Genomic DNA, 26,623 nt, shown 5'->3' with positions numbered 1-26,623 from the left:
TGCTGGTGGCGAGCCTCGGCTTGCCGCGAGCACGGGCGCGCGACCGGCGCCCGGCCGACGTGACTTCCGAGGGGGAGCCACGTCGGCCGAGCGCCGGTCCGGTGCGCGCGAACCACCCCGGCGACGAACCCACGCCCCGCGCAAGCACAGCGGCCGGCACCGAGGCGCTCCAAGAGGCCGGTTCTTCCGGTGGGCCCCGAACCCGGGCGCGGTCGGCGGACCTCCGCCGTCCTCGTGGTGGGTGAACCGGGGAAAGGGTGTTCCGGCCCGTCCGCAGGTGCTATACCGGCAGCTGCCCGGTGTTGCGACGACGCGATGCCAAGAGCGAGCGGAGTGTCTGGTGGCGAACCGTGCTTTGCGCTCATCCACCGTGGTGGCGGCCCTGACCGCGCCGGTCCTCCTGCTGGCCACCGCGGCCGCGGTGGCCGCTCCCGGCGCCCCGCCCGGACGGCAGCTGACGATCGAGACGGTGTCGAACCCGCGGCCCGCGCTCGTCAGCGGCGGACAGGTCCTGGTCAAGGTCGTGCCGCCGGAGCGGCCGCACGCCGGGCGGGTCGACGTCAGCGCCAACGGCCACGACGTCACCCCGGGGTTCCGCGCGCAGCCGGACGGTAGCCTGCTCGGCCTGGTCAGCGGCCTGCGCGACGGCACCAACGACCTGACCGCGAGGACGCGCGGCCCCGGCCCGGACCAGCGGGCGAGCCTGCGCGTCACCAACCACCCGATCACCGGGCCGGTCTTCTCCGGCGCGCAGCAGCACCCGTTCTACTGCGAGACCCAGGCGTTCGGCCTGCCCCCGGCGGCGCAGCCGCTCTGCAGCGCGCCGACCCAGGTCAGCTACCAGTACAAGACCACCGCCGGGGCGTTCGCGCCGCTGGCGGACCCGTCGACCCGGCCCGCGGACCTCGCGACGGCGACGGTCGGCGGGCGCGCGGTGCCGTACGTGGTCCGCGTCGAACGCGGCACGATCGACCGCGCCGTCTACGAGATCGCGGCGCTCTACGCCGGTGCGCCGTCGCCCGTCGCGCCGGACGCCGGCTGGAACGGGAAGCTGGTCTACACCTTCGGCGGCGGCTGCAACGCCGGCTACCACCAGGGCAGCTCGACCGGCGGGGTCGTCAACGATCTGTTCCTGGCGCAGGGGTACGCGGTCGCGTCGTCGAGCCTGAACGTGCTCGACAACAACTGCAGCCCGATCATCTCGGCCGAGGCGGCCATGATGGTCAAGGAGCACTTCGTCGAGACCTATGGCCCGGTCGCCCACACCATCGGCTGGGGCGGCTCGGGCGGGGCGATCCAGCAGTACGACATCGCGGAGAACTACCCCGGCATCGTCGACGGGATCATCCCCGGCGTCTCGTTCCCGGACCCGCTGACCACCGGCGGCCCGGTGTCGGACTGCCGCTTGCTGGAGCAGTACTTCGCCGGGGCGGGCGCGTCGTTCACCGCGGCGCAGAAGCAGGCCGTCGCGGGCTTCGCCAGCTACGACACGTGCGTCTCCTGGACCCTGACCTTCGCCAGCCGCGCCACCGCGACCGGCAGCTGCAACGCGGCCATCCCGGTCGCGGCGCGGTGGGATCCGGTGACCAACCCGGGCGGGGTGAAGTGCAACTCCAACGAGCAGCTGGTCAACCAGATCGGGCGCGACCCGAAGACCGGGTTCGTGCGCAGCCCGCTGGACACCACCGGCGTGCAGTACGGCTTGAGCGCGCTGAAGGCCGGCACGATCACCGCGGCGCAGTTCGCCGACCTCAACGCGACCATCGGCGGCCTCGACCACACCGGAAAGCCCGTGCCCCAGCGGATCGCGGCCGACCCGAAGGCGCTCGACGCGGTGTACGCCGACGACATCGTGAACTCCGGGTCGCAGGGTCTGCGGGAGACGCCGATCATCGACCAGCGGACCGACCTCGACCTGGCCGGGTTCGGCAACGACATCCACACCACCGAGTGGTCTTACGTGATGCGGCAACGGCTTCTGCGCGCCAACGGCACCGCGGGCAACCAGGTCATCATCGAAAACCACGCCACCGCCGCCGAAGCGGCAGCGGCGAGCGGCTACGAGCTGAACGCGATGGACCGCTGGCTGACCGCGATCGACGCCGACGGTTCGCACCGGAGCCGCCAGCAGAAGGTGCTGGCGAACCGGCCGGGCGACCTCGGCGACGGGTGCTACCTCTCCGCGGCGTCGCGGATCACCGAGAAGCTGACGTACCCGGCGAGCGGCCAGTGCGGCCTGCAGTACCCGGTGGCGGCCAACACCCGGCTGGTCGCGGGGGAGGGCCTGGCCCTCGACGTGCTCAAGTGCCGGCTCAAGCCGCTGGACTTCCGCGACTACCCGGTGACCTTCACCGCGGCGGACCGCGCGCGGCTGCGTGCGACGTTCCCCGGCGGCGTGTGCGACTACCGCCGCCCGGGCGTCGGGCAGCGTCCGCCGCTCGGGACCTGGCTGAGCTACGGCGACGAACGGACCGGCACCACCCCGCCGACGAAGCCGCGGTGACGCCCGGTCACGAGCGGTCGTGGAGGGTGATCCGGTAACCGTCGGGGTCGGCGAAGGTGAAGGTCCGGCCGAAGGGGCCGTCGACCGGCGCGGCGGTAATGGTGTGCCCGTCGGCGGCGAGCGCGTCGTGGATGGCCTGGACGTCGGTGGCGTGCAGCCAGATCGCGGCCCCGATGCCGGGCTGCTCGACGGCGGCGAGATCGGTCCCGGGAACGATGTCGCGGAGCGCGAAGGCGATCGGCTTCGTCTCGAAGACGACGGCGTGCGGCGGTCCGGCGGGTGAGCGGACGAGGCCGAGGTACTTCTCGTAGAACGCCTGGGACGCGTCGAGGTCGCGCGCTTGGAGGGAGATGAAGTCGGGTCCGGTGGCGGGCATGGGATGCTCCTTGTCGTCATGTCAGGTTCCTGACATGAACCACCGTATGTCAGGAACCTGACACGAGTCAAGCCGGGTCGGTCCCGGTGCCCGTCAGTTGAGCTTGCGGGTGTCGGCGGGCAGGCCGCCGCCCGCGTAGACGTCCTCCGCCAGCTTCGCCAGCGCGGTCAGCGCCACGTTCTGGCTCCACGGGCCGTACGACACGCGGGACACGCCGAGTTCCTGCGCCCGGGCCAGCGGGATCGAGCCCGGGATGCCGATGAGGTTGACCTTGCGCTCGCCGAGCTCGGCGACGAGGCGGGCCACCTGGTCCTCGTCCAGTTTGCCGGGCACGAAGAAGTTGGACGCGCCCGCTTCGAGGTAGGCGCGGCCGCGGGTGATCGCTTCGGCCAGGGCGGTTTCGGGGTCGGTCTTGAGGAAGGCGTCGGTGCGGGCGTTGAGGACGAAGCCGACGCCCGCGGACTCCGCGGCCGCGACGGCGGCTTCGACGGCCTTCACGGCTTCGGCCAGCGGCTTCATCTGGTCTTCGAGGTTGGCGCCGACCGCGCCCACCTCGATCGCCCTGGCCACCGTGCCGCCCGGGTCGCCGTAGCCCGCTTCGAGGTCGGCGGTGACCGGCAGGTCGCCCGCGGTCCGGACGATCAGGGCGACCTCGGCGATCATTTCGTCGCGCGGGATCTTTTCGCCGTCCGGGTAGCCGCGCGAGGCCGCGATGCCGTGGCTGGGGGTCGCGAGCGCCTTCGTACCGGGGGTCTCGGCGACGACCTTGGCGGTGATCGCGTCCCAGACGTTGACGACGAGCAGCAGTTCGGGTGCGGCGTGCAGCTCTTGCAGGAGGGTGGCCTTGTCGGCGGTCGAGGTCATGCTGCCCAATCTAGGCGCGGGCACCGCAGCCGCGCCGGGGGTTCAGCCGACCGGGAACGTCGTGCCGATGCCCATCCCGGTGATCCACTCGGGCACCGGCTCGTAGCCGGTCCACGCCAGCGGGGCGCCGGCCGCGGCCTGGCCGATCAGCCAGCAGCGGATCTCGTGGCCGCCGCTGCCCGCGAGGTCCTCCAGTTTCTCGTGGCCGAGCGCGGCGACCGACTTGGCGTCGCCCGCGGACAGCCGCTCGAGGAACCAGTTGTCCCACTCCGCGTTGACCCGGGCGCCGGGGTCGCCGCCCATGGCGCGGACGCGGGGTTCGCGGGCCGCCGCGAAGGCGTGGACGTCCGCGCGGCCGTGGATCAGGGACTCGCGGCGCTCGCCGGCCACCTCGCGCGGGTCGTTCGACGGCAGCCAGTGCGACAGCCCGCCGCTCGCCGCCACCAGGACGCGGCCGGGGAACTCCGCCGAGCGCAGCGCCGCGCCCAGTGCCCGGCCCAGCGCGACGCACCGCCGCAGCGACGGCAGCGGGGGCGCCGCGGTGTTGACGACCAGCGGGACCAGCGGTAGCGCGGTGCCGCCGGTCAGCATCTCGTAGGTCTGCACGATGCCGTGGTCGACGGTGAGCGAGTACGACAGCGAAACGTCGAAGCCCGCGTCGGTCAGTCCGTTGTGGACCGACCACGCGAGCGGGCCGGCCACCGGCAGCGGGCCTTCGGTGCTGCCGAAGTCCCCGAAGCCGGCCGCGTGCTCGACGCCGAGGACGAACGGCGGCATCACGTCGTAGAAGTTGCCGTGGAAGTGGTCGGGCCCGATCACGACGATCGCGTCCGGCGCCAGCGCTTCCACCGCGCGCCGCGCGCGGTCGGCGTCGGCGAGGAACTTCGCGCCCGGACCGCCCTCGGCCGGCGGTGGCAGCAGGGTCGCGAACGGGCTGTGGGACATGCCGGCGAACCCGGCGATCGCGGCCATCAGGACGGGTCCTGACCGGTCAGCAGCCAGGTGCGGTGGACGTCGAGGAACTCGCCGACCTTCTCCCACTGCGGCCAGTGCCCGGCGTCGTCGATGACGTGCAGCAGCGCGTCCGGCAGCCAGCCCAGCAGCAGCTCGGCCTCGTCGAGCCCGCCGGTGGGGTCGTGGCTGGTCCACAGCAGCAACGTCGGCGCGGTCACCCGCGACACCCAGGCCGGGTCCCACGCGAAGTCCCTGCGCACCTCGGGGTCCTGCAGCACGAGCGTGTTGCCGATGGCCCGCACGAACCCGGGCCGGGAGTACACCCGGCGGCGCAGGTTCACCAGCTCGTCGGTGACCATTTCCTTGTGGTGGAACAGGAATTCGACGCGGCGGCGGACCGTTTCGTCGCTCGGGTCGAGCACCGCGGCCATAGTGCTGTCCCGCATCCGGGCCATCACCTCGGGCTTGTTCGCGATGTTGCCGGGCGTGTTGAGCACCAGCCGGTCGACGCGGTCCGGGTGGTGCGCGGCGGTCCACGCGACCACCCAGCCGCCGAGCGATTCCCCGGACAGGTGCGCCCGCCCGATGCCGAGGGTGTCCAAAAGGGACACCAGGTGCGCGGAGAGGACGTCGATCGTGTACGGCCGGTCCGGCAGGTCGGACCAGCCGTGGCCGACCATGTCGTAGACGGTGACGCGGAAGTCGCGCGCCAGGCCGGCCAGGTCGCGGGCATAGGCCTCGAGGTGCCCGCCGGTGCCGTGCAGCAGGACCAGGTCCGGGCCGGCGCCCGCCTGCAGGACGCGCGTGCGCACCGGCCGCCCGTCCAGCGGCACGTCGACGTAGCGCAGGGTGTGCTCGAGTTCGCCCAGCTCGCCCCAGATCCCGACGTGGTCGGGGATCGGCGGGGCGGCGCGCTCGGTGGTCGTCATGCGTCCTCCCGGTGCTCGGCGCGGGCTTCGGCCATCGTCGCCAGGCCCGCGCTCTGGCGGCGGCCGAGCCCGAACAGGCCCAGCAGCCGCGAGTTTTCGATGGTCAGGAACTCGACCGGCCGCGAAGCCGAGTCGTTGTAGTGGCGGTGCCACGTCCACGGCGGGGTGTAGACGAACGAACCCGTCGTCCACGTGACGGTTTCGTCCTCGATTTCGCTGTGCCCGTCGCCCGCCAGGACGAAGTGGACGGTCTCGTGGTGGTGGCGCTGCATGTCCGAGCTCTCGCCGGCCGGGATGACCTGGCGGAAGAGCTCGAACGTCGTGGTCGGCAGCTTCCCGGCGATCCGCAGTGACGTCGGGTTCGGGACGGCGCCGGGCGGGAGCTCCTCGAGCTCGCCGTCGTGCACGACGAGCGGGCGCTGCCCGCCGGGGCGGACGGCGTGGCCGATGCTCGCGAGGAAGTCGGCCATCGCGAAGCCGGGTCCGGACGTGGTCATGAGCGCACCTTTCAGGCTGGGCATTCCGTGCGGCCGCCGTCGACCGTCAGCACCGTCCCGTTGACGTACCCCGCTTCGGGGGACGCGAGGAACGCCACCGCGGCCGCGACCTCGCGGGGTGCCGCGGCCCGGCCGGCGGGGATGGCCGCGAGGTCCTCGGCCATTGCCGTCGAGACGTCGACCCCGGCCGCGCCGGCCCGGCTGCGCACCACTTCGAGGCGCCGCGCGGTGAGCGTCGCACCGACCGCGACGCAGTTGACGGTGACACCCCGGTCGGCGTACTCCAGCGCCGCCAGCTTCGCCGCCGACGTCGTCGCCGAGCGCAGCACGGTCGACGCGGCGAGCCCCGGCTGCGGCTGGCGCACCGCCGTCGAGGTGAGCACGACGACGCGGCCGAAGCCCCGCTCGGCCATGGCGGGCAGCGCGGCCCGCAGCAGCGCGAGCGGGCCGAGGACCAGCAGGTCGAGGTCGTGGTGCCACTGCTCGGCGGGGACTTCGAACACCGTGCCCGGAGCCGGTCCGCCCGCGTTGGCCACGACGACGTCGAGCGAACCGTGCCGCTCGCGCACGTGGTCCACGGCGGCCGCCGCCGCGGCCGGGTCCGCGAGGTCGCAGACGACGTAGCCGGCGCCGGGGCCGAGTTCGAGCGCGGTCTCGGCGAGGGTGGTTTCGGTGCGCCCGGCGAGGACCACGCGGTGGCCGCTCGCGTGCAGCGCGGCCGCGCAGGCCGAGCCGATGCCGCCGGCGCCGCCGCCGACGAGGGCGACGCGGTGCCGCTTCGGATGAGACTGGTTGCTCTCCATGATGTGCCCTACATTCGGCCCATGACCCCCGGTGACCAAGGATGAGTCCCACTGCTCGGGACTCCGGCGCGCTCGAACGGGCCGCCGCGCTGCTGGACGCGTTCGACGTGACCCACCGCGAGCTGACCCTCGCCCGGCTCGTCGAACGCTCGGGCCTGCCGCGCTCGACCGTGCACCGCACCGCGGCCCGGATGATCGAGCTCGGCTGGCTGGACAAGCCGGAGGAGAAGTACCGGATCGGCACCCGCCTGTTCGAGCTGTCCGGCCTGGTGCCGGTGCGCCACGAGCTGCGCGAGGCGGTGCTGCCCTACCTGCAGGACCTCTACGCCGCGGCCAAGACGACCGTGCAGCTCGGCGTGCTCGAGGGCACCCGGATCCTGGTCGTCGAGAAGATCAGCGGGCACCGCCCGCTGCCGATGCTCGACCAGGTCGGCGGCTTCATCCCGGCGCACTGCTCGGGCATCGGCCGGGCCATCCTCGCCTGGGCCGACCCGGAGACGGTCGGAGCGGTGGTGGCGGCCGGGCTCACCCGGCGCACTCCGCGCACGATCACCACCGCGGACGCGCTGGAGCGCGAGCTCGCCGTCGTCCACGAGCAGGGCTGGGCCTACGACCGCGAAGAGGGCAACCCCGGCATCAGCTGCGTCGCGGCGCCGATCTTCGACTTCACCGGCGGCGTCGCGGCCGCGCTGTCGGTCACCGGGCCGAGTGCCGCGGTGCAGCCCGACCGGATCGGGCCGGCCGTGCGGATGGCGGCCGCGGCGGCGAGCCGGGCCTACTCCGCCCGGCGCTGGGCGGTGCCCCGGCCGGAGCTGCCGTCCCAGTGAGCAGGACTCCCGGTTGGTTCGCGGCGCCCGGCTGGTGAACGCTGTGCGCACACCGAGCCCGGGCACCCGCCCCGGCGGCCTCGACGAGGAGGAGCAGGCATGCGCGTCGCGATCATCGGGGCCGGGCTGGCCGGGCTGACCACCGCCAAGGTGCTGCTGCAGGCCGGCCACGACGTCGAGGTCTTCGACAAGGCACCCGACGTCGGCGGGGTGTGGAGCCGGACCCGGCGCTACCCGGGGCTGACGACGCAGAGCCCGAAGGCGCAGTACTCCTTTTCGGACTTCCCGATGCCGCGGGAGTTCCCGGAATGGCCGTCGGGCGCGCAGATCCAGCAGTACCTGGCCGCCTACGCCGACGAATACGGCGTCACGCCGCACCTGCGCCTCGGCACCGAGGTGACGTCGGTGGCGCCCGACGGCGGCCGCTGGGTGGTGACCACCGCGGCGCAGGGGGCCGCGGGGTTCGACCGGGTCGTCGTCGCGAACGGCGTGTTCTGCGAGCCGGCGCTCCCGGACTACCCCGGCCGCGCGGAGTTCGAGGCGGCCGGCGGGCGCCTGCTGGCCGGCTCGGACTTCCACGACGTCGAGGACGCGCGCGGCGAAAACGTGCTCGTCGTCGGCTACGGCAAGTCCGCCTGCGACGTGACCGTGGCGATCAGCGGCGTCGCCGCGAGCACCGACGTCATCGCCCGGCAGCTGCTGTGGAAGGTGCCGCGCAAGATCGCCGGCGTGCTCAACTTCAAGATGCTGCTGCTGACCCGGCTGGGCGAGGCGCTGTTCCGCTACCGGCGGCTGCGCGGCTTCGAGAAGTTCCTGCACGGCCCGGGAAACCGGCTGCGGCGGGCGATGCTCAACTCCATCGGGTCGGTGTCGGTGCGCCAGTTCGGGCTCGCCCGCAACGACCTGGTGCCGCGCGGGCGGATGGAGGACATCGTCAAGAACGCGATCGGCCTGGCCACCGAAGGCTTCTTCGAAGGCGTGGCCGACGGCTCGATCCGCGTCCACCGCGACCAGGTGATCAAGCGGCTCTTCGCTTTCCACGGCCGGCCGCACGCCGAACTGGCCGACGGCACGGAGCTGCCGGCCGGCCTCGTCGTCTGCGCCACCGGCTTCACCCAGGGCGTGCCGTTCCTGCCCGCGCCCGTGCAGGAGCGGCTGTTCGACGAGCGCCGGAACTTCCTGCTGTACCGGCAGATCCAGCCGATCGGCGTGCCGGGGCTGTACTTCAACGGCTACAACTCGTCGTTCTTCAGCCCGCTCAACGCCGAGGTGGCGGCGTTGTGGATCGCGGCCGACCTCGCGGGCGCGCTCACCCTGCCGGACGAGGCAGCGCGGCGCGAAGACGTCGTCGGCCAGCTCGCCTTCCTCGACGTCGCGACCGGCGCGCACCACTGCCGCGGCACGAAGATCATCCCGTTCTCCATCCACAACGTCGACGAGGTGCTCGGCGACCTCGGCGTCCAGCTCGGCCGGTTCACCCGCTTCACGCACTGGCTGAACCCGGTCGCGCCCGCGGCCTACCGCGCGCTGACGCCGAAGCTGCTGGCGCGCCTGGAAAACGCGCCCGAACCCGCGAAAGCCCCGCTGTAGAAAGGAGTCCGAAATGGACACCGTGACGACCGGCGTGCTCCACCCCGGCGACGGGACGAACCTCGGCGCGATCGGGCTGGGCATCCACGCCCGGCTCACCGGCGCCGACACCCACGGCGCGTACTCGCTGTTCGAATACGTCGTGCCGCCGGGCCTGGGCGGCCCGCCGACCCACGTCCACAGCCGCGAGGACGAGCTGTTCACCTGCGTCCAGGGCCGCGTCGAGGTCGAGCTCGACGGCGTCCGGCACGTCCTCGGCCAGGGTGACTCTTTGCTGCTGCCGCGCGGGGTGCCGCACGTGTTCCGCAACCCGTTCGACGAGGAGACCCGCATCATCGCGGTGGTTTCGCCGCCGGGGCTGGAGAACTACTACAAGGAGCTGTCGGAGTTGCCGCCCGGGCGCGACATGAAGCTGGTCGCGGAAGTGATGACCCGCTACGGCCTGAGCCTGCGGAAGTGAACCACGAGCGGATGGTCCGCGAGAGATGTGCGCGGCGGTCGACGCAGGCGACGCCACCGCGGCGACGGGCGAGGACCAGCTGTTCTGCCGCTTCACGATCGAAACCGAGTCCCCGGCCGGGAAGCCGCTGGCCCTGCCGTGCGTGACGGTGATGTGGCTGGCGGGGGAGCGGATCGTCGACTACCGCGTGCACCTGGACCTCACGCCGGCGTTGTGACCGCAGGTTCGCGCGCCCCGCTGCGTTCGGCGCCGACCCCGGCCGCGACCACGAACAGGACCCCGGCCACCGCGCCGGCGTCCGGGACCTGGTGCAGCACGAGGAACCCGATCGTCAGCGCGATGGCCGGCTCCAGGCTCATCAGCGTGCCGAACGAGGAGGCGTTCAGCCGCCGCAGGGCGAGCATCTCCAGGCTGAAGGGGATCACCGGCAGCAGCACGGCGAGCCCGAGGCCGGCCAGCAGCAGGTCCCAGGTCAGCTGCCCGAACACGCCCGGCCCGGAGACGAGTGTCGCCACGATGCCCGCCACCGGCATCGACACGGCGAGCCCGCGCACGCCCGCCACCTCGTCGCCGACCCGTTGCGTCAGCAGGATGTAGGCCGCCCAGCACACCGCGGACGCGAGCGCGTAGCCGACGCCGAGCAGGTCCGCGCCACCCCGCCACGGTTCGGTCAGCAGGAGCACGCCGACCGCGGCGAGGACCGGCCACAGCTTCTTGCCGCCGCGCCCGCGCGTGACGGCGACCGTGAGCGGCCCGAGGAACTCCAGCGCGCTCGCCGTGCCCAGCGGCAGCAGGGCGACCGCCTTCATGAAGAGCATGGTCATCCCGGCCGTGACCACGCCGAGGCCGCAGCAGGCGAGGAACGTGGCGCGCCGGAAGGCCGACGGCCGCGGCCGGACCAGCACCAGCAGCAGGACCCCGGCCCACGCGAGGCGGAGCCAGGCCGCGCCTTCGGGGCCGACGCGGTCGAACAGGCCGACGGACACGGCGAGGCCGAGCTGGACGCAGAGCATGGCGGCGACCGCGAAGGCCGCGCCGGTACGGGTGGAGGACAGCACGCGCCGAGCAAAGCCGATCCGCACCGTTCGTGTCCACGTGGTGATCGTGGACGTACCGTTCGAGGATCGTGGACAATCGGGAGATGGACACCCGCAGGCTGCAGTTCCTCCTTGAGCTGTCCCGCCACGGCTCGATGCGCGCCGTGGCGGATGTGCTCGGCACCACGACGTCCACGGTCTCGCAGCAGATCGCGACGCTGGCGAAGGAAACCGGCGCGCCACTGCTCGAACCGGACGGCCGCCGCGTCCGGCTGACCCCCGCGGGACGGCGGCTGGCCGAGCACGCGGTGACGATCCTCGCCGCGGTGGAGGCCGCCCGCGCCGCCCTCGACCCGGGCGCCGAACCGGCCGGCACCGTGCGCGTCGCCGGGTTCGCGACGGCGGTCCGGCGCTCCGTCCTGCCGGCGGCGACCGCGCTCGCCGCGCACCACCCGCGGGTCGAGCTGCGGATCAGCGAGTACGAGCCGGCCGAGGCCTTGACGGCGTTGCTGGCCGACGACATCGACCTCGCCCTCACCTACGACTACGACCTCGCCCCGGCGAGCACGGACCCCGCGATCACGGTGAGTCCACTGTGGACAGCGCGGTGGTCGCTCGCGGTCCCGGCGCCCGACGCGGCCGGTGTCCGGAGCGGGGACACGGTGGCGGTGTTCGAGGCGTTCCGCGACCACGACTGGATCGTCAACTCCCGCAACACCGCCGACGAGGACGTGGTCCGCAGGCTGGCGTCGATGGCCCGGTTCACCCCGCGCGTGACGCACCGCGCGGACAGCCTGGAACTGGTGGAGGACCTGATCACCACGGGCCCGGCCCCGGCGGTCGGCCTGCTGCCGGCCGGGCGCGCGGTGAAGGCCGGCGTCGCACTCCTCCCGCTGACCGGCCCGGAGGTGCGGCAGCGCGCGTTCGCGTGCACCCGCCGCGGCCGGGAGGTGTGGCCACCGCTGGCGCTGGCGCTGGGGTTGCTGGCCCGCTGACGCCTCGGCACCGCGGCGGCGGAGGAACAACTGAAACGCCGATGGCGACACCGGCACCGACTCCGCCCGTTGTGGCGGCCAGGCCCGCGACGGTCAGGTCGAAGCCGATCCCGTTGACCGCGGCGAGGCTCGCCGAGCCCGCGCGCGAACGGCGCCCGGTGGGGTCATGACGGTCTTCGCGTGGACAAGATCGCGCCAGGGTGGGGATCGGCTTCCGGTGACGGGCAGGTCGGTGTCGCCGGGTGCCCACGCCCGGGCGGAGGTCTCGCGAGCGGTTCACCCGGATGCGCCACAACAGCGCCGGCTCAGGGGCGTGCGGTGACGGCCTCCGCCGCGGGCAGCCGGGGCCGGGTCGGGTCCGGGAGGCCGTAGCGGGTGTTCAGGACCTGCATCGCCGCGCCCGCCGCGACGACGTCCGTCCCCAACGTCGTCAACGAGACCTCCACCGTCAGCCACTCGGCGCCCGGCAGCTGCGTGCGCACCGCGTGTTCGACCGCTGCCCGGTAGAGCTCGCCGTGGGGGAGGAGGTCCGCGCCGCCGAGGACGATGTGGCCCAGGTCCAGGGTCTGCAGGAGGTTGACCACGCCCGTCGCGAGGACCGCGGCCGCCGTGGCCGGGTCGCTCGCCTGTTCGTGGACGGCCTCCAGACAGCCGTGGCGGCCGCAGGCGCAGCGGGGGCCGTCGAGCTGGACGACCGCGTGGCCGAACTCGCTGGCGTTCGTGTGCGCGCCGCGGTGGGCGGCGCCGCCGAGCCACAGGCCGGCGCCGACGCCGGCGTCGACCACGACCAGGGCCGCGTCGCGGAATTCCGTGCCGCGGCGCCAGGCTTCCGCGGTGACTCCGGCCGTTACGTCCTTGTCCACCACCACGGGCAGGCCCAGCCGCTTCTCGGCGAGTTCCGCCAGCGGGACGTCGCGCCAGTGCCGCAGCCGGTGGGCGCCGCGGACGGTGCCGGTCGACTGGTCGAGCGGGCCGATCATGCCGATGCCGACGCCGGCGAGTTCCGGGGTGGCCAGGCCGTGCTCGGCGATCATCGCCTCGACGCCGGCGGCCAGCTCGCCCAGCAGGTGCTCCGGCGTGAAGTCGGGCGGCAGCGGCGTCGCGGTCGACGCGCGGACGGTGCCGGCCAGGTCGGCGAGGACCAGGCGCAGCTCACGGCGGGTGACGTGCGCGCCGATCGCCCGGCGGCTGCCCGGGACCAGGCGGTAGACCGCGGCCGGTTTGCCGCGCGGCGGGCGCCGCACGCCCGCCGGTTCGAGCAGGCCTTCCTCGACCAGGCGGGCGAGCACCTTCGACACGGCCTGCGGGGTCAGCCCGGTGACCTCGGCGACCGTGCCGCGCTCGAGCGTGGGCACGGTCCGGGCCAGCGCGATCACCAGCGCCTCGTGGTAGTCCCGCAGGAAAGCCAGGTGCACGGCTTCACTGTATCGGCCCCTGGTACTAACGCAACAGCGTTGCTAAAGTCGCTGGGATGGACGACCTCACCCGACGACGTCGCTGGGCGGCCCTGCTCGCACTGGCCCTCGGTTCGGTCGGGATCGGCCTGACCGAGTTCGTGCCGGCCGGGCTGCTGCCCGACATCGCCCGCAGCGTGCTCGGCAACGCCGAACCGGATTCGGTCGCGCGGGCGGGGTGGATGATCACCGCGTACGCGCTGGGCGTCGTCGTGGGCGCGCCGGTCTCCGCCGTGGTCAGCGCCCGGATGCGGCGCAAGCGGCTGGTGCTCGGGCTGCTGGTGCTGTTCGTGCTCGGCACCGTCGCCTCCGCGGTGGCCTCGTCGTTCGGCCTGGTGCTGGCCGCCCGGTTCGCCGCGGGCCTGCCGCACGGCGCCTACTTCGGGGCCGCCGGCCTGCTGGCCGCGACGCTGATGGGGCCGGGCAGCGAGGGGCGCGGGTTCGCCGTGGTGCTCAGCGGGCTGACCGTCGCCAACGTGGCCGGTGTCCCGGTGATCACCCGGCTCGGGCAGGCCGCGGGCTGGCGGACGGCGTACCTGGTCATCGCCGGGGTCTTCCTGCTCGCGCTCGCGGCGGTGGCGGCCACCGTGCCGGACGCGCCGGCCGCGGGCGGGTCGCCGGCCGACGAACTGCGCGCGCTGCGCCGGCCGCAGGTGTGGCTGGTCGCGGTGACCGCCTCGATCGGGATCGCCGGGTTCTTCGCCGTCGACAGCTACCTCGCGCCGATCACCACCTCGGTCACCGGGCTGTCGCCGGGCGCGGTGCCCTGGGTGCTGGTCGCCGTCGGGCTCGGCATGACCGTCGGCAACTTCCTGGGCGGCTGGCAGGCCGACCGGAACCTCCGGCGGGCCATGGTGGCAGGCTTCGCCGCGGTGATCGCCGCGAACGTCTACTTCGGACTGTTCGTCGGTTCGCCGTTCGGCCTGTACACCGGCGCGTTCCTGATCGGCGGGACGATCCTGTTCCTCGGCCCGGTGCTGCAGGCGCGCCTGATCGCGGTGGCGCCGGGCGCCCAGCTGATGGGCGCGGCGCTGAACCAGTCGGCGTTCAACACGGCCAACAGCCTCGGTGCGGCGCTGGGCAGCGTGGTCATCGCCGCCGGGCTCGGCTACCGCGCCACGGCGTGGGCCGGGGTGGTGGTGAGCGCGATCGGGCTCGTGCTGGCCGTGGCCGGCTTCGCCGTCGACCGCCGCCGCGCCGTCAAGGCACCGGCGGACGCGCTCGTGCGGTGATCAGCCCGCCTCCAGGAGCGCGTCCAGAGCGGTCAGGCTGAGCACCTGGCCGTAGTCGCCGGGAAGAGCCACGCCGATCACTTCGCCGAGTTCGTCGAGGACCGGCGCGCCGGCGCAGGCGGCCGGGAGAGCCACGCTCGTGCGGAACAGCCGCTCGCCGTCTTCGTTCGCCTCGAACCGGTTGACCACCCCGCTCAGCAGCGTGCGAGTGCCGTCCTCGGCCGGGCCGGGCAACCACAGCTGGTCGCCGATCCGGACGAGCTCCGGGCGGCCGAGCGGCAGCGGCGCCACCCCCAGCGGCTCGGCCAGTTCCAGCACCACGACGTCGTGCCCGGCCGTGTGCACCTTCTCGACTTCGCCGCCTGTGACGGCGATCGGTGCCTCGTCCTCCGGCCGGTGCGCGACGACGAACCGGTCGCCGATCGCGAAACTCATTGCGCCGCAAGAGGTTTCGACCAGCCCGGCCGGCGGCCCCGACGGTCGCCTCGCGCCCGCACGCCGTCGCAGCGCGCGGTAGCCCTCGGCGTCGCCGGTGCCCGCGAGGCACTCTTCGTGCCGCCGGACGTCGGCGGGGTCGGCCGGCGGTTCGGGCAGCTCGCCCAGTGCGGCGAGCGCCTCCCGGTACGACCCGGCCGCGTGGTGGTCGCGGAAGCGGCGCAGCGGATCGGGTTCGTTCAGCGCCAGCCGGGCGAGCACGGCGCTCCAGCGCGCGACCTTCACGGCCAGCTCCCGGAGCCGCTCGGCTCGGGCGCGCGCGGTGTCGAGCAGGTGCGCGGTCTGGGCGACGGTGGCTTCGAGGTCCTCGTCGGCGGGCGCCGGCTGGGCGGCGCAGGCTTCGGCCGCGGCGGCGGTCTTGACCGCCGCCGTCCGCGCGGAGGCCAGGTCGAGCTCGGTCTGGACGTCCTCGTTGAACATCTCCACCAGTGCTTGCCGCGTTTCGGGCGGCAGCGCGGTGGCCGGCGGGCGGTGGGTGGCCTGCCGCTGCCGGAACTCCCGCCAAGCCCCCTCGGTGCCGTCGTCGGCGAGCGCGGCGGCGAGGTCCCGCAGCTCCGCCCGCAGGTCGGCGAGCTCACCGCGGTGCCGTTCGCGCTCGCGCTGCTGCTCGTAGCGGCGGGTCAGGTCGCCGATCTCCCGGGGCGACAGCAGGGTGGTGTCGGTCACCCGGATCCCGTTGGCCAGCTTCGTCCTCAGATCGCGTGCGGTCACCTCGAGCACGCAGTCGGCGTCGATGTCGAAGGTGACCTCGATCTGGGGTTCGCCCTTCGGCGCGGGCGGGATCCCGGTGAGCACGAACTCGCCGATCTTCGACTCGCGGTCGAGGGTGCCGTTGTAGATCTCGATGCGCACTTCGGTCTGGTTGTCGTCGTGGGTGGTGTAGATCTCGGAGCGGCGGGTCGGGATCGTGGTGGCCCGGCTGATCAGTTCGGAGAAGACCTTCCGCGCGGCCTCGCCGGTGCCCTCGGTGACCTGGATGCCGAGGGCGAGCGGCGTGACGTCGAGAAGCAGGAACTTGGTCAGCGCTCCGCTGCGCGTGGCGCCCAGCAGCGCGGCCCCGCTGGCGACCGCGGTCCGCGGATCGGTGACGACGATCCCCTTGGCAGCGAAGACCTGTTCCACGGTCTGGCGGACGAGGGGGGACAGCATCGGCCGGCCGACCAGCACGACGTGGTCCGGCCGCTCGGGCGCGGACTCCAGGAACGCGGTGGTCACCCGGCGCAGCGTGGCCAGCCGGTCGGCCAGCACCTCCGCCAGCTCGGCCCGGGTCAGTTCCACGGGGACGTGGCCGTGCGAGCCGAAGGAGAGCAGGGTGTCGGACGCCCGGTCCTGGGCGGAGAGGGCGACCTTCAGCTTCTCCGCGACGATTCCCAGCCGGCGGCGCAGCGGGTCCGTCGCCGGGACGTCGATGCCCTTGAGCCGCAGCTGGGCGGCGAGCGCCTCCGTGACGGCGGCGTCGAAGTCCTTGCCGCCGAAGCGGGGGTCACCGCCGACGTCCCGGACCTCGTAGACGCCTTCGCCCACTTCCAGCAGGCTCAGGTCGAGCGTGCCGGCGCCGAGGTCGACCACGGCGACCGTCGCCCCGAGCTTCCGTTCGTACGCGGTCGCGATGCACGCGGCGGTCGGTTCGTGCAGCAGCCGGACCACGTCGACCTCGGCGATCTCGCAGGCCGACCGGGTGGCGGCGTTCTGGTTGTTGGTGAAGTACGCGGGAACCGTGACGACCACCCGCGGCCGGTCGATCCGCAGGGCGTGGTGGCGTTCGGTCCAGGACAGCCACTCGTCCCGCACCTGACCGAGTTCGGCCTGGGCCAGCTCCCCGACGCGTTCGCGGACCCGCTCGGCCAGGAACGTCTCGACCAGGCCCCGGGCGTGCCGGATGATCCGGGCGGCCACCTCTTCCGGCCGGTAGGTGCGGTCGCGGATCTTGAACCGGGTGGCGGTGCCCATCCGCCGCTTGGCGGCGTCGATGTGCCCGGCCAGCCACGGCGCCAGCGTCTCTTCGCCGGTCAGGCCGACCAGTTCGGTGCCCTGCCGGTCGAGGCTCAGCGTCGAGGCGAACTGGAGGTGCCCCTTCCACGGGCAGAAGACCGGCCGCTGCGCCTCGCGGTCGTAGATCGCCGCGGCGGACGTGGTCGTGCCCAGGTCCAGGCCCCAGATCTCGCTGTAGCGGCGGCCGACGTCGGCACGGGCCCGCGTCACCCACGACTGCGCCCGTTCCTGGAACCGGCGCAGGTCTTCCGCGCCCAGCTCCTCCAGGCAGGCCGTGACGTCGGCGACGAGGTGCGGCGGGACCAGTTCGTCCTCGGTCAGCCGGCGCAGCGCCGAGGCCGCCTGCGAATGCTCGCCGCGGGCCTCGACCGCGGTGAGGCAGTGCCGGACGAGCTTGTCGTACTCGCCGGTCCGGCGCAGGCACTCGGCCAGCCGCGGGTCCTCCGCCGCTTCCGCGCCGAGCCAGCCGAGCAGGACGTGCGCCGCACCGGCGAAGTCACCGGCGCGCAGGTACAGCGTGACCGCCTGCTCGGGCTGCCCGACGCGCTGCCGCAGCCGGGCGGCACCGGCGAAGTCGCCGCCGGCCTCGTAGGAGGCGGCACGGGCGTCCAGCGCCTCCGGGGAGTCGTCGCCCTGCAGCACCCGCGCCGCTTCGCCGAACTGCCCGGTCCGGTTGAACAACTGGTTGGCGCGGAAGAACTCGCGCCCCTCCTCGGCCCGCCACGCCGCGAGGGCGAGCTCGCCGGCGGCTTCTTCGAACCGGCTCCAGGCCCGGTAGGCGTCCTGGGTCCCGCCGGCGTCCCCGGCCAGCCGGATCAGCGCGCCGAAGTGGAGCCGGGTGGCCGTGACGAGGTCCGTGCGCAGCCGGTCGACCCGCTGACGGCGGTCCAGCACGGCCGCGGTCGGCACGCCGGCGCGGTCCAGGTGCGTCAGCACGTCCTGGAGCCGGCCGGCCGCGGCGGCGAACTCCTGCCGCTCGGCGAGTTCGCCGACTTCCGGCAGGACGCGGTCGGCGAGCGCGGCCAGCCGGTCCGGCCGGTCGGCCGGGCACGTGGCCAGCGCGTCGGAGAACTGGCGTAGCTCCTCGTGGCACCGGCTCACCTGGTCGAAGCGGCCGAGGTCGCGGTAGACGGGGAGCGCGTCGGCGAACCGGCCGGCGTCGGCCAGCAGACCGCCGTAGCGCTCGGCCAGCGCGTCGTTCAGCTCGGTGATCGGGCGGGCGCGGGCCAGGTCCAGGCCCGCGCCGACGTCCTCGGCCGTCCGTGACCGCAGGCAGCAGGCGAGGGCCCGGCGCACGTCGTTGTCGGACTTCGCCAGCCGGACCGCGTCGGCGCCGTGCCCCAGCAGGCAGTGGACGTCGAGGACGTCCGGCCGCAGTGCCTCGGTGAGGTCCGCGAAGAAGCGCTGCCACAGCTCGGCGTCGCGCTCGAGGGGGATCCGGGCCGCGTGCTGCGTCACGACCTTCGCCACCACCTCCTGGGTGAGCACCCGCCGCTTTCCCCAGCGGAGGAGGTGGTGGATCGCGAAGTCGGCGTCGTCCAGTTCCGCCAGCAGCCGGACCATCCGGTCGCGGGCCACCCCCTGCAGCTCCGGCAGGTCCAGCCGCGAGGCGACGTCGAACACGACGGTGAGGACGTGCCGGTCCGGGCGCGAGGTCAGGGCGGCCAGCCACGGCCGGTCGAAGGCGCCCAGCGGGTAGCGCTCCGGCGGGATGCGGTGATCGTGCGCGCCGAACACCTCGACGGCCCGGACGGGCTCGGCACGCAGCGTCAGCCGCAGGGCCCGGCGGTACGCGCGGGCGGCGCGCTCCCAGCCGGCGGCGGCGGGCGCCCCGGCGGGGAAAAGGGTGTTCACCCGCTCCACGGCCCTGGCCACCCGTTTCCCGGCGCCACCCGACAACCAGTCGAGAAAAGGCTCGTGAACGGGCACGCGGTACGGCGGGGGTTCGAATGCGGGTGGGGGTGCGCCCGGATTCGAAACGATCACGTTGTCGGCGCGCCCCACAAGGATGGCGTTCCGCGCGTCGCCCGTGAAATCGTTCTTGATCTGGCGCTCGCTCACATCACTCCCTGGTGCCCGGCTGCGGGGAAACGCTAGCACTGCGCCCCGATTTCGGTTTCGGGTTCCCGGGAAGTCAATTACGAGAATTGCGTAGCTTGATGTATCAATCGTGGTTGATGTACTCTGCTCGCGTGCCCGGTGCCGACCTCCCTCCGCCGTTCGTGCGGCTGGCCGCGGATCCGCTGCGCTGGCGGATCCTGCGGGAGCTGGCCGTGAGCGACCGCCGCGTGCGGGAGCTGGTGGGCGCGGTCGGGCAGCCGCAGAACCTGGTCTCCTACCACCTGGGCAAGCTGCGCGCGGCCGAGCTGGTGACGGCGCGGCGGAGCAGTTTCGACGGCCGCGACACCTATTACCACCTCGACCTGCGCCGGTGCGCGGACGCGCTGGCCGAGACCGGTGCCTCGCTGCACCCGGGCCTGACCGTCGTGACCGCCGAGCCGGTGGCCCGGCCGAAGGTGCTGTTCGTGTGCACCGGGAACAGCGGCCGGTCGCCGATGGCCGCGGCGTTGCTGCGGCACCGGGGCGGGGACGCGGTCAGCGCGGGCAGCCACCCGAAGCCGCTGCACCCCGACGCCGTCCGCGCGCTGGCGGAGTACGGCATCGCGCTCGCGCACGAGCCGACGCACCTGGACGCGGTGCGGCGACGGCGGTTCGACTGGGTGATCAGCCTGTGCGACAAGGTCCGCGAAGCCTGCCCGCCGTTGCCCGGCCGGCCGCGGACGATCCACTGGAGCATCCCGGACCCGGCCCGCGAACCGGACGGCCTCGCTGCGTTCCGGCGCGTGGCGGCCGACCTCGACGACCGGATCGGGTTCCTGGTCCGGCGGTTCACCACTCCACGAGACGAGGAAGCATGACCGATGAGCTGGTGAGTGTGCGCTACCTGGTCGACGACGTCGAGCGCGCCGTCGCGTTCTACACCGCCCGACTCGGGTTCACCGAGCGGTTCAGCGTGCCGGCGTTCGCGGAGGTGACCCGCGGCCGGCTGCGGCTGCTGCTGAGCGGCCCGGACAGCTCCGCCGGGCGCGCGATGCCCGACGGCACGCGGCCCGGCCCCGGCGGCTGGAACCGGATCCACTTCGTCGTCGACGACCTCGACGCCGAGGTCGAGCGGCTGCGGGCGGCCGGCGTGCCGTTCCGCAGCGACGTGGTCACCGGTCCGGGCGGGCGGCAGATCGTCTTGGACGACCCGGCGGGCAACCCCGTCGAGCTGTTCCAGCCGGCTTCGGCAACGGCGTGACAGCGAGTTCGCCGCCGGCGCTGGAACGCCGCCTCGGCACGAAGGACGCCGTGGTGATCGGCCTCGGGTCGATGATCGGGGCGGGGATCTTCGCCGCGTTCGGGCCGGCCGCGAAGGCGGCGGGCACGGGCCTGCTGGTGGGCTTGGCGCTGGCCGCGGTGATCGCGTACTGCAACGCGGTCGCTTCGGCCCAGCTCGCCGCGCAGTACCCGGTGTCCGGCGGGACGTACGTCTACGGGCGCGAACGCCTCGGGCCGTGGTGGGGGTTCACCGCCGGCTGGGGGTTCGTGGTCGGCAAGACCGCGTCGTGCGCGGCGATGGCGCTGACCTTCGCCACCTACGCGGTGCCCGGCCCGGTCTGGGTGCAACGGCTGGTCGCCGTCGCGGGGGTGCTCGGCCTGGCCGCGCTGAACTACCGCGGGATCACCAAGACCGTGGCGCTGACCCGGATCCTGGTCGGCACCAGCCTGCTCGCGCTGGCGGTGGTGGTGGCCGGGATCGCGGCCGGCGGCGGCGCCACGACGGCGAACCTCGGCGGGTTCGGCGCCCTGGCTTCGGGCGGCTTCTACGGGATCCTCCAGTCCGCCGGCCTGCTGTTCTTCGCGTTCGCCGGGTACGCGCGGATCGCGACGCTGGGGGAGGAGGTCCGCGACCCGCGGCGGATCATCCCCCGCGCGATCCCGATCGCGCTGGCCCTGGCGGTGGTGGTCTACCTCGTCGTGGCGGTCGCGGCCCTGCTCGCCGCCGGGCCGGACGGCCTGGCGAACGCGGCCGCCCCGCTCGTCGCCGCCCTCGACGGCGCCGGAGCCGGGGCACTGACCCCCGCGGTCCGCGTCGGCGGCGCACTGGCCGCCCTCGGCGCACTGCTCGCCCTGATCGCCGGCATCGGCCGCACCGGCCTGGCGATGGCCCGCGAGCGCGACCTGCCCACCTGGCTGGCGGCGGTCCACCCGAAGTACCGGGTACCGCACCACGCCGAACTTGCGCTGGCCGCGGTCGTGTCGGCGCTCGTGCTGACGGTGGACCTGCGCGGGGTGATCGGCTTCAGCTCGTTCGGCGTCCTGGTCTACTACGCGGTCGCCAACGCGTCGGCGTTCACGCAGGAGCCGGCGAACCGGCGGTGGCCGCGGTGGCTGAACGTCGTGGGCCTGCTCGGCTGCGTGCTGCTCGTGGCCACGTTGCCGTGGGTGTCGGTCTGTGCGGGGGTGGCGGTGTTCGCGGTGGGGGTGGCCGGCCGTGCGGTGGTCCGGCGACGTCTGGCGGATCCTGGCTGAGCAGGCGATCGGGTGCGTGCTGCTCGTGGCGACGTTGCCGTGGGTGTCGGTCTGCGCGGGCGTGGTGGGGTGGTCGATCGGTTGGTGGTCCGGCGGCGCTCAGCCGAACCTGGCTGAGCAGGCGATCGGGTGCGTGCTGCTCGTGGCGACCTTGCCGTGGGTGTCGGTCTGCGCGGGCGTGGTGGGGGTGGCCGGCCGTGCGGTGGTCCGGCGGCGCCTGGCCCACCCCCGCTGACCAGGCGATCGATTCCCTTTCCCGCTCGCCGGAGTCTTCCTCTCGACGGTGCGGCCCGCCGGAGTGGCCGTCCGAGAAGGAGAGCGACAGCCGTGAGTCTTCCCGCCACCATGCGTGCCCTGCTGCAGACCTCGCTGGACGGACCGCAGGACCTGCACCTGGTCGCCGACGCCCCGGTGCCGGCACCCGGCCGGGGCGAGGTCCTGATCCGGGTCGCCGCCGCCGGGGTCAACTTCGCCGACCTCTCGAAGGCCCGCGGCACCTTCCGGGACGGTCCGCGGCCGCCCTACGCGGCGGGCTTCGAGGCGGCGGGCGAGGTCGTGGCGCTGGGGGAGGCGGTGACCGGCCCGCCGCCCGGAACGTGCGTCGCCGGGGTCGGAGCCGGGGCCTTCGCCGAGTACATGGTCCTGCCCGCGGCGGCGGCGCTGCCGGTGCCGGCCGGCTGGAGCGCCGGACAGGCGCTGGGCCTGGTCGTGAACTGGCCGACCGCGATCGCCGCGCTCAAGCCGCTCGGGCGGGTCGCGGCCGGCGAGACCGTCCTCGTCCACGCCGCGGCCGGCGCCACCGGCCAAGCCGCGGTGATCGTGGCCAAGCACCTCGGCGCGACCGTCGTCGCCACCGCGTCGCCGGGCAAGCACGAGACCGTGCTGGCGCTGGGAGCCGACCACGTCCTGGACTCCCGGGCGGGCGATCTCGCCGCCGAGGTGCGGCGCCTGACCGGCGGCGCCGACCTGGTGCTGGAATCGGCGGGCGGAGCCACGTTCGCCGCGAGCCTGGCCGCGGCGAAGCCGGTCATCGGCCGGGTGGTCGTCTACGGTCTGGCGGGCGGCGAAGCCGTGCTCACCAACTGGGACCTGGTGTACCGGTACCCCGTGCACGTCATCGGCCTCAACATCGGCACGCTGAGCCAGGCCGCGCCCCGGATCTTCGCGGAGGTCGTGGACGAGGTGGTGACGCTCGTCGAATCCGGCGTCCTCACCCCCGGGCGGCCCACCACCTACGCACTGGCCGACGGCCCGGACGCGCTCGCGGACCTCGAGGCCCGGGCGACCGTCGGCAAGCTCGCCCTGGTGCCGTGAGCCGGGTGAGGACGTCGACCGGGCGGGACCAGGAGCGGTTCACCGCCGAAACCGCGCGTTTCCGCCGGGAGCTGCTGGCGCACTGCTACCGCATGACCGGCTCGGCGCACGACGCCGAGGACCTGGTGCAGGAGACCTACCTGCGGGCGTGGCGGTCCCGCGGCGGCTTCGAGGGCCGGGCGTCGATCCGGTCGTGGCTCTACGCGATCGCGACCAACGTCTGCCTGACCGCGCTGGAGCCGCGCCGGAACCGGGTGCTGCCCTCGGGCTTGAGCGACCCCTACGACGGCCCCGCCCGCCCGCCGGCGCAGGTCCCGCCGGGCGAGGTCTCGTGGCTGGAACCGCTGGCGGAGTACCTGGTCGCCGACCCGGCGGCAGTGGCGGCCGGGCGCGAATCCCTGCGGCTCGCGCTCGTCGTCAGCCTGCAGCACCTGCCCGCACGCCAGCGCGCGATCCTGATCCTGCGTGAAGTGCTCGCGTTCACCGCGCCCGAAACGGCCCGGATCCTCGGCACCACCACGGCGGCGGTGAAGAGCGGCCTGCAGCGCGCGCGAGCCCGGCTGGACGAACTGGCGGCACCGCCCGAGGACCTGCTCGAACCGACCGACCGGCGGGCGCGCGCACTGCTGGAGGGCTACGTCACCGCGTTCGAACGCAGCGACGTCGGCCTGCTGGAACAAGTGCTGCGCGTGGACGCCACGCTGGAGGCGACCCCGTTCCGCGACTGGTACGCCGGGCGGGTCAGCTGTCTGCGGGTACTCGGTACCCACGTGCTGGGCGCACCGGGCGACTGGCGGATGAGCGCCACGACCGCCAACGGCCAGCCGGCCGCCGCGGTCTACCGCCGCGACCCCGCGGGGGTGCACCGGGCCCACGGCATCGTGGTGCTGGCGCCGACGAGCGGCGGGATTTCGCGCGTGGTCGAGTTCCACGACCCGGCGCTGGTCGCCGCGTTCGGCTTGGCTCGCGCTTTGCCGGGCTAGCGAGCCCGGCGCGGTTCGACGGGTTCCGGGGTGTACTCCGGCTGGCGGAAGAGGTTCCCGTACCGGTCGTCCTGGGGCGCGGTGCGCGCTTCGGGGCGGGGCTCTTCGGTGACGGGGTGGCTGAACAGCGAACTGTCCACTGTGGAAGCAGTGATCAGGGGATCCTTTCGTGGGTGCCCGCGGCGGCCGTCCCGGACCTGCGGTGCGGTCTCGGGGAATGCCCTCGGGCACCACCCAACGTACACGACGTCCTCGCGGAGTGTGTTAAGACTGGCTTCTAGCAAAGGGGCCACCGTGCACCAGCTCAGTCTCGGCGTCGTCGCGCGTTCACGGAAAGAGAACGAACGGCGGTTGCCGATCCACCCGCACCACCTCGACCGGATCGACCCCGATCTCCGGAAATCCCTCTACCTCGAACACGGCTACGGCGAACCCTTCGGCGTACCCGACGACCGGCTGGCGGCCACCGTCGCGGGGCTGCGCACGCGGGAGCAGATCATCGCCGAGTGCGACGTCGTCCTGCTGGCCAAGCCGCTGCGCGAAGACGTCGCCGAACTGCGCCCCGGCCAGGTCCTGTGGGGCTGGCCGCACTGCGTGCAGGACGTCGAGCTGACCCAGCTGGCCGTCGACCGGCGGCTGACCGTCATCGCCTTCGAAGCGATGAACCACTGGCGCCGCGACGGCTCGTTCGGCCTGCACGTCTTCCACAAGAACAACGAGCTGGCCGGCTACTGCTCGGTCCTGCACGCGCTGCAGCTGGCCGGGTCGACCGGCGACTACGGCCGCCGCCTGCGGGCGGTGGTGATCGGCTTCGGCGCGACCGCGCGCGGGTCGGTGACGGCGCTGAACGCCCACGGAATCCACGACGTCGACGTCCTCACCGCCCGCGGCCTCAGCGCGGTCGGCTCGCCGATCCACTCCGCGACGATGGTCCACATCGACCACGACGCGAACAGCCCGGGCGATCTGCGCCGCAGCCACGCGCTGACCGACCACGGGCGGGTCCCGCTGGCCGGGTTCCTCGCCGAGCACGACGTCGTCGTCAACTGCGTCCTGCAGGACACCGCCGCGCCGCTGACGTTCCTGATCGAGGACGACCTCGCCGCGTTCGCGCCCGGGAGCCTCATCGTCGACGTCTCCTGCGACGAGGGCATGGGCTTCAGCTGGGCCAAGCCCACGACGTTCACCCACCCGACCTTCCCGATCGGCGACGGCGTCACGTACTACGGCGTCGACCACAGCCCGTCCTACCTGTGGAACTCGGCGACGTGGGAGATCAGCGAAGCCCTGCTGCCGCACCTGCGGGCCGTCCTTTCCGGACAGTCCACATGGGACGAGCACGAGACCGTCCGGCGGGCCGTGGAGATCCAGGACGGCACGATCCGCAACCCCGCGATCCTGTCCTTCCAGAACCGCGCGCCCGACTACCCGCACCAGCGCCGCTGATCCCCGCGCACCTCATGTCGTGTCGTGGCGGATCCCGCGGAGCAGCGAGGTGTGGCCGGCGGGCGATTGCCGGTCGTGGAGCGCGCTCGGCCGCACGATGGCGAAGGAGAAGGGACGACCACCAGATGTCGGCGCGCCCGTTCGCGTGACAGTTCGGTTGGGCATTCATCGTCGCTCGGGCGGGGGACCGAAGTGGACTAGCATGGGCCGCGGTGAGCACCGGGGGGTGTGGGAATGCTGGAAGGGCTGCTCTCGGCCGATGCGGGAGCGCTGTACGACGCCATGGTGCGGTCCGGGCCGGTGGCGCTGGACGATCCGCGGGCCGCGAGCCCCGAGATGCAGGAGCTGCTCGACCGCGGCTTCGTGCGGCGCGACTACCGCGACGACCCGGTGCTGGCGCCGATGGAACCGGTTCGCGCGGTCGACCACGCGATCCTCGGCGCGCAGCAGCGGCTGGTCGAGCAGCAACGCCAGATCGTCGCGGCGCGCCAGCAGCTGGACCTGCTCCAGACCGTCTACCGGGCGACGTACGGCGGCGGCAGCGACGCGGCCGTCGAGGTGCTGTCCGACCCGCAGCGGATCGGGGCGCTGTCACTCGAGCTGTGCCTGTCGGCGAAGGAGGAGTTCCTCACCTTCACCACGCGCCACTTCAAGCGCAAACCGGACGCGAACACGGCGATGGCCCTGCCCGACGCCGTGACCGAACGCGGTGTCCGGCTGCGCAACGTCTACGAGCGCGCCGCGCTGGAGTTCGAGGGCGCGAAGGGTGTCGTCGAGGCCAGCATCGCCGCGGGCTGGACCATGCGGGTGGCGTCCGAGCTGCCGATGAAGATGGTGATCGCCGACCAGCACTCGGCGCTGCTGCCGCTCGACCCCAGCGGCATGGCGGGCGCGGTGTTCGTCCGCAGCCCGACCATCGTCGCCGGCCTGCGGATGCTGTTCGAGCTGGTGTGGACCCAGGCCGTCCCCCTCGGCGACGGCCAGCAGCGCCACGGCCTGACGCCGACCCAGGCCAAAGTGCTCGACCTGCTGGCGACCGGCATGACCGACGGCGCGATCGCGCGGCACCTCGACGTGAGCGAGCGGACGGTCCGCCGCCACGTCCAGGGCCTGCTCGACGCCCTCCAAGCGGACAACCGGGTGGCCGCGGTCCACGCGGCCACCCGGCTGGGCTGGCTCGACTAGGGCGTGTCTGACAAAAGTTTCGGCGGGTCGCTGGAATGCTGGCGGGCGTGTCGCGGTTTCAATTGCTTTCCGACGATCAATGGACCTTGATCGAGGACCTGCTGCCGGTCCG

The 26,623-nt window shown here is 73.6% G+C and carries 25 protein-coding genes; 15 read left to right on the top strand and 10 right to left on the bottom strand.

Annotation, left to right across the window (positions count from 1 at the left end):
• The first annotated feature begins 340 nt into the window (after positions 1 to 340).
• Positions 341 to 2,503 (top strand): DUF6351 family protein, encoded by a 2,163-nt coding sequence (locus tag AB0B33_RS39090; protein ID WP_360781528.1) that lies wholly within the window; start codon positions 341 to 343, stop codon positions 2,501 to 2,503.
• Positions 2,504 to 2,510: 7 nt separating this feature from the next.
• On the opposite strand, the gene AB0B33_RS39085 is transcribed toward AB0B33_RS39090, so the two are convergent.
• The 6 genes from AB0B33_RS39085 to AB0B33_RS39060 all read right to left on the bottom strand — a co-directional run bounded on the left by AB0B33_RS39085 (position 2,511) and on the right by AB0B33_RS39060 (position 6,926).
• The gene (locus AB0B33_RS39085; RefSeq protein ID WP_360781526.1) at positions 2,511 to 2,879 is read right to left on the bottom strand and encodes a VOC family protein; all 369 of its coding nucleotides are present in this window, start codon (positions 2,877 to 2,879) and stop codon (positions 2,511 to 2,513) included.
• A gap of 93 nt (positions 2,880 to 2,972) precedes the next feature.
• Complete coding sequence (locus AB0B33_RS39080; protein WP_360781525.1) at positions 2,973 to 3,743, bottom strand: isocitrate lyase/phosphoenolpyruvate mutase family protein; 771 nt, start codon at positions 3,741 to 3,743, stop codon at positions 2,973 to 2,975.
• Between the two features lie 42 nt (positions 3,744 to 3,785).
• Positions 3,786 to 4,715: a 2,3-dihydroxyphenylpropionate 1,2-dioxygenase gene (locus tag AB0B33_RS39075; RefSeq protein ID WP_360781523.1), complete on the bottom strand. Its 930-nt coding sequence runs from the start codon at positions 4,713 to 4,715 to the stop codon at positions 3,786 to 3,788.
• The gene (locus tag AB0B33_RS39070) at positions 4,715 to 5,626 is read right to left on the bottom strand and encodes an alpha/beta hydrolase (protein WP_360781521.1); all 912 of its coding nucleotides are present in this window, start codon (positions 5,624 to 5,626) and stop codon (positions 4,715 to 4,717) included. The genes AB0B33_RS39075 and AB0B33_RS39070 overlap by 1 nt, the downstream gene beginning before the upstream one ends.
• The gene (locus tag AB0B33_RS39065; RefSeq protein ID WP_360781519.1) at positions 5,623 to 6,123 is read right to left on the bottom strand and encodes a cupin domain-containing protein; all 501 of its coding nucleotides are present in this window, start codon (positions 6,121 to 6,123) and stop codon (positions 5,623 to 5,625) included. Before AB0B33_RS39065 ends, AB0B33_RS39070 begins: the two co-directional genes overlap by 4 nt.
• A gap of 11 nt (positions 6,124 to 6,134) precedes the next feature.
• Positions 6,135 to 6,926, bottom strand: a complete 792-nt coding sequence (locus tag AB0B33_RS39060; protein ID WP_360781517.1) for an SDR family oxidoreductase — start codon at positions 6,924 to 6,926, stop codon at positions 6,135 to 6,137.
• A 41-nt stretch (positions 6,927 to 6,967) separates the two neighbouring features.
• Here AB0B33_RS39060 and AB0B33_RS39055 point away from each other — a divergent pair, with 41 nt between their 5' ends.
• The 4 genes from AB0B33_RS39055 (at position 6,968) to AB0B33_RS39040 (ending at position 10,020) form a co-directional block, all read left to right on the top strand.
• Complete coding sequence (locus AB0B33_RS39055) at positions 6,968 to 7,753, top strand: IclR family transcriptional regulator (RefSeq protein ID WP_360781515.1); 786 nt, start codon at positions 6,968 to 6,970, stop codon at positions 7,751 to 7,753.
• A 99-nt stretch (positions 7,754 to 7,852) separates the two neighbouring features.
• Entirely contained in the window at positions 7,853 to 9,343 is a 1,491-nt protein-coding gene (locus tag AB0B33_RS39050; protein WP_360781514.1) for an NAD(P)/FAD-dependent oxidoreductase, read from the top strand.
• Between the two features lie 13 nt (positions 9,344 to 9,356).
• Positions 9,357 to 9,803 carry a cupin domain-containing protein gene (locus AB0B33_RS39045; protein WP_360781512.1) on the top strand — a complete coding sequence of 149 codons (447 nt, stop codon included), beginning with the start codon at positions 9,357 to 9,359 and terminating at the stop codon, positions 9,801 to 9,803.
• A gap of 25 nt (positions 9,804 to 9,828) precedes the next feature.
• Complete coding sequence (locus tag AB0B33_RS39040; protein WP_360781510.1) at positions 9,829 to 10,020, top strand: hypothetical protein; 192 nt, start codon at positions 9,829 to 9,831, stop codon at positions 10,018 to 10,020.
• On the opposite strand, the gene AB0B33_RS39035 is transcribed toward AB0B33_RS39040, so the two are convergent.
• A complete protein-coding gene (locus AB0B33_RS39035) occupies positions 10,004 to 10,861 on the bottom strand; it encodes an EamA family transporter (RefSeq protein ID WP_247022587.1) in 858 nt (285 codons plus the stop codon). The genes AB0B33_RS39040 and AB0B33_RS39035 overlap by 17 nt on opposite strands.
• 83 nt (positions 10,862 to 10,944) lie before the next feature.
• Here AB0B33_RS39035 and AB0B33_RS39030 point away from each other — a divergent pair, with 83 nt between their 5' ends.
• Positions 10,945 to 11,835: a LysR family transcriptional regulator gene (locus AB0B33_RS39030; protein ID WP_360781508.1), complete on the top strand. Its 891-nt coding sequence runs from the start codon at positions 10,945 to 10,947 to the stop codon at positions 11,833 to 11,835.
• 305 nt (positions 11,836 to 12,140) lie between these two features.
• Here the strand turns inward: AB0B33_RS39030 and AB0B33_RS39025 are convergent, their stop codons facing one another.
• The gene (locus AB0B33_RS39025; protein WP_247022590.1) at positions 12,141 to 13,250 is read right to left on the bottom strand and encodes an ROK family transcriptional regulator; all 1,110 of its coding nucleotides are present in this window, start codon (positions 13,248 to 13,250) and stop codon (positions 12,141 to 12,143) included.
• A gap of 56 nt (positions 13,251 to 13,306) precedes the next feature.
• On the opposite strand from AB0B33_RS39025, the gene AB0B33_RS39020 reads away from it, so the two are divergent.
• Entirely contained in the window at positions 13,307 to 14,521 is a 1,215-nt protein-coding gene (locus AB0B33_RS39020) for an MFS transporter (RefSeq protein WP_360781506.1), read from the top strand.
• Here AB0B33_RS39020 and AB0B33_RS39015 read toward each other — a convergent pair whose 3' ends face one another.
• Positions 14,522 to 18,862: an Hsp70 family protein gene (locus AB0B33_RS39015; RefSeq protein WP_360781505.1), complete on the bottom strand. Its 4,341-nt coding sequence runs from the start codon at positions 18,860 to 18,862 to the stop codon at positions 14,522 to 14,524.
• A 323-nt stretch (positions 18,863 to 19,185) separates the two neighbouring features.
• On the opposite strand from AB0B33_RS39015, the gene AB0B33_RS39010 reads away from it, so the two are divergent.
• The 6 genes from AB0B33_RS39010 (at position 19,186) to AB0B33_RS38985 (ending at position 23,880) form a co-directional block, all read left to right on the top strand.
• Positions 19,186 to 19,926, top strand: a complete 741-nt coding sequence (locus tag AB0B33_RS39010) for an ArsR family transcriptional regulator (RefSeq protein ID WP_360781653.1) — start codon at positions 19,186 to 19,188, stop codon at positions 19,924 to 19,926.
• Entirely contained in the window at positions 19,923 to 20,309 is a 387-nt protein-coding gene (locus tag AB0B33_RS39005; protein WP_360781503.1) for a VOC family protein, read from the top strand. Before AB0B33_RS39010 ends, AB0B33_RS39005 begins: the two co-directional genes overlap by 4 nt.
• Positions 20,306 to 21,583 carry an APC family permease gene (locus AB0B33_RS39000; protein ID WP_360781501.1) on the top strand — a complete coding sequence of 426 codons (1,278 nt, stop codon included), beginning with the start codon at positions 20,306 to 20,308 and terminating at the stop codon, positions 21,581 to 21,583. The genes AB0B33_RS39005 and AB0B33_RS39000 overlap by 4 nt, the downstream gene beginning before the upstream one ends.
• Positions 21,546 to 21,818, top strand: coding sequence for a hypothetical protein (locus AB0B33_RS38995; RefSeq protein ID WP_360781499.1), 273 nt, complete (start codon positions 21,546 to 21,548; stop codon positions 21,816 to 21,818). The genes AB0B33_RS39000 and AB0B33_RS38995 overlap by 38 nt, the downstream gene beginning before the upstream one ends.
• Before the next feature lie 92 nt (positions 21,819 to 21,910).
• Entirely contained in the window at positions 21,911 to 22,897 is a 987-nt protein-coding gene (locus AB0B33_RS38990; RefSeq protein WP_360781497.1) for a zinc-binding dehydrogenase, read from the top strand.
• Entirely contained in the window at positions 22,894 to 23,880 is a 987-nt protein-coding gene (locus tag AB0B33_RS38985; RefSeq protein WP_360781495.1) for an RNA polymerase subunit sigma-70, read from the top strand. The genes AB0B33_RS38990 and AB0B33_RS38985 overlap by 4 nt, the downstream gene beginning before the upstream one ends.
• Here the strand turns inward: AB0B33_RS38985 and AB0B33_RS38980 are convergent.
• On the bottom strand, positions 23,877 to 24,020 hold the full coding sequence (locus AB0B33_RS38980; RefSeq protein WP_360781493.1) for a hypothetical protein: 144 nt from the start codon (positions 24,018 to 24,020) through the stop codon (positions 23,877 to 23,879). The genes AB0B33_RS38985 and AB0B33_RS38980 overlap by 4 nt on opposite strands.
• A gap of 154 nt (positions 24,021 to 24,174) precedes the next feature.
• Between AB0B33_RS38980 and AB0B33_RS38975 the strand changes: the two genes are divergently transcribed.
• Entirely contained in the window at positions 24,175 to 25,326 is a 1,152-nt protein-coding gene (locus AB0B33_RS38975) for a N(5)-(carboxyethyl)ornithine synthase (protein WP_360781492.1), read from the top strand.
• Positions 25,327 to 25,560: 234 nt separating this feature from the next.
• Positions 25,561 to 26,511 (top strand): LuxR C-terminal-related transcriptional regulator, encoded by a 951-nt coding sequence (locus tag AB0B33_RS38970; RefSeq protein ID WP_360781490.1) that lies wholly within the window; start codon positions 25,561 to 25,563, stop codon positions 26,509 to 26,511.
• Positions 26,512 to 26,623: the final 112 nt, after the last annotated feature.

Origin of the sequence: Amycolatopsis sp. NPDC049159, from assembly GCF_040648295.1 — a bacterium.
GTDB lineage: Bacteria > Actinomycetota > Actinomycetes > Mycobacteriales > Pseudonocardiaceae > Amycolatopsis > Amycolatopsis pretoriensis_A.
The sequence above is the reverse complement of the archived record's forward strand: the minus strand, read 5'-3'. Positions and strand labels throughout refer to the sequence as shown.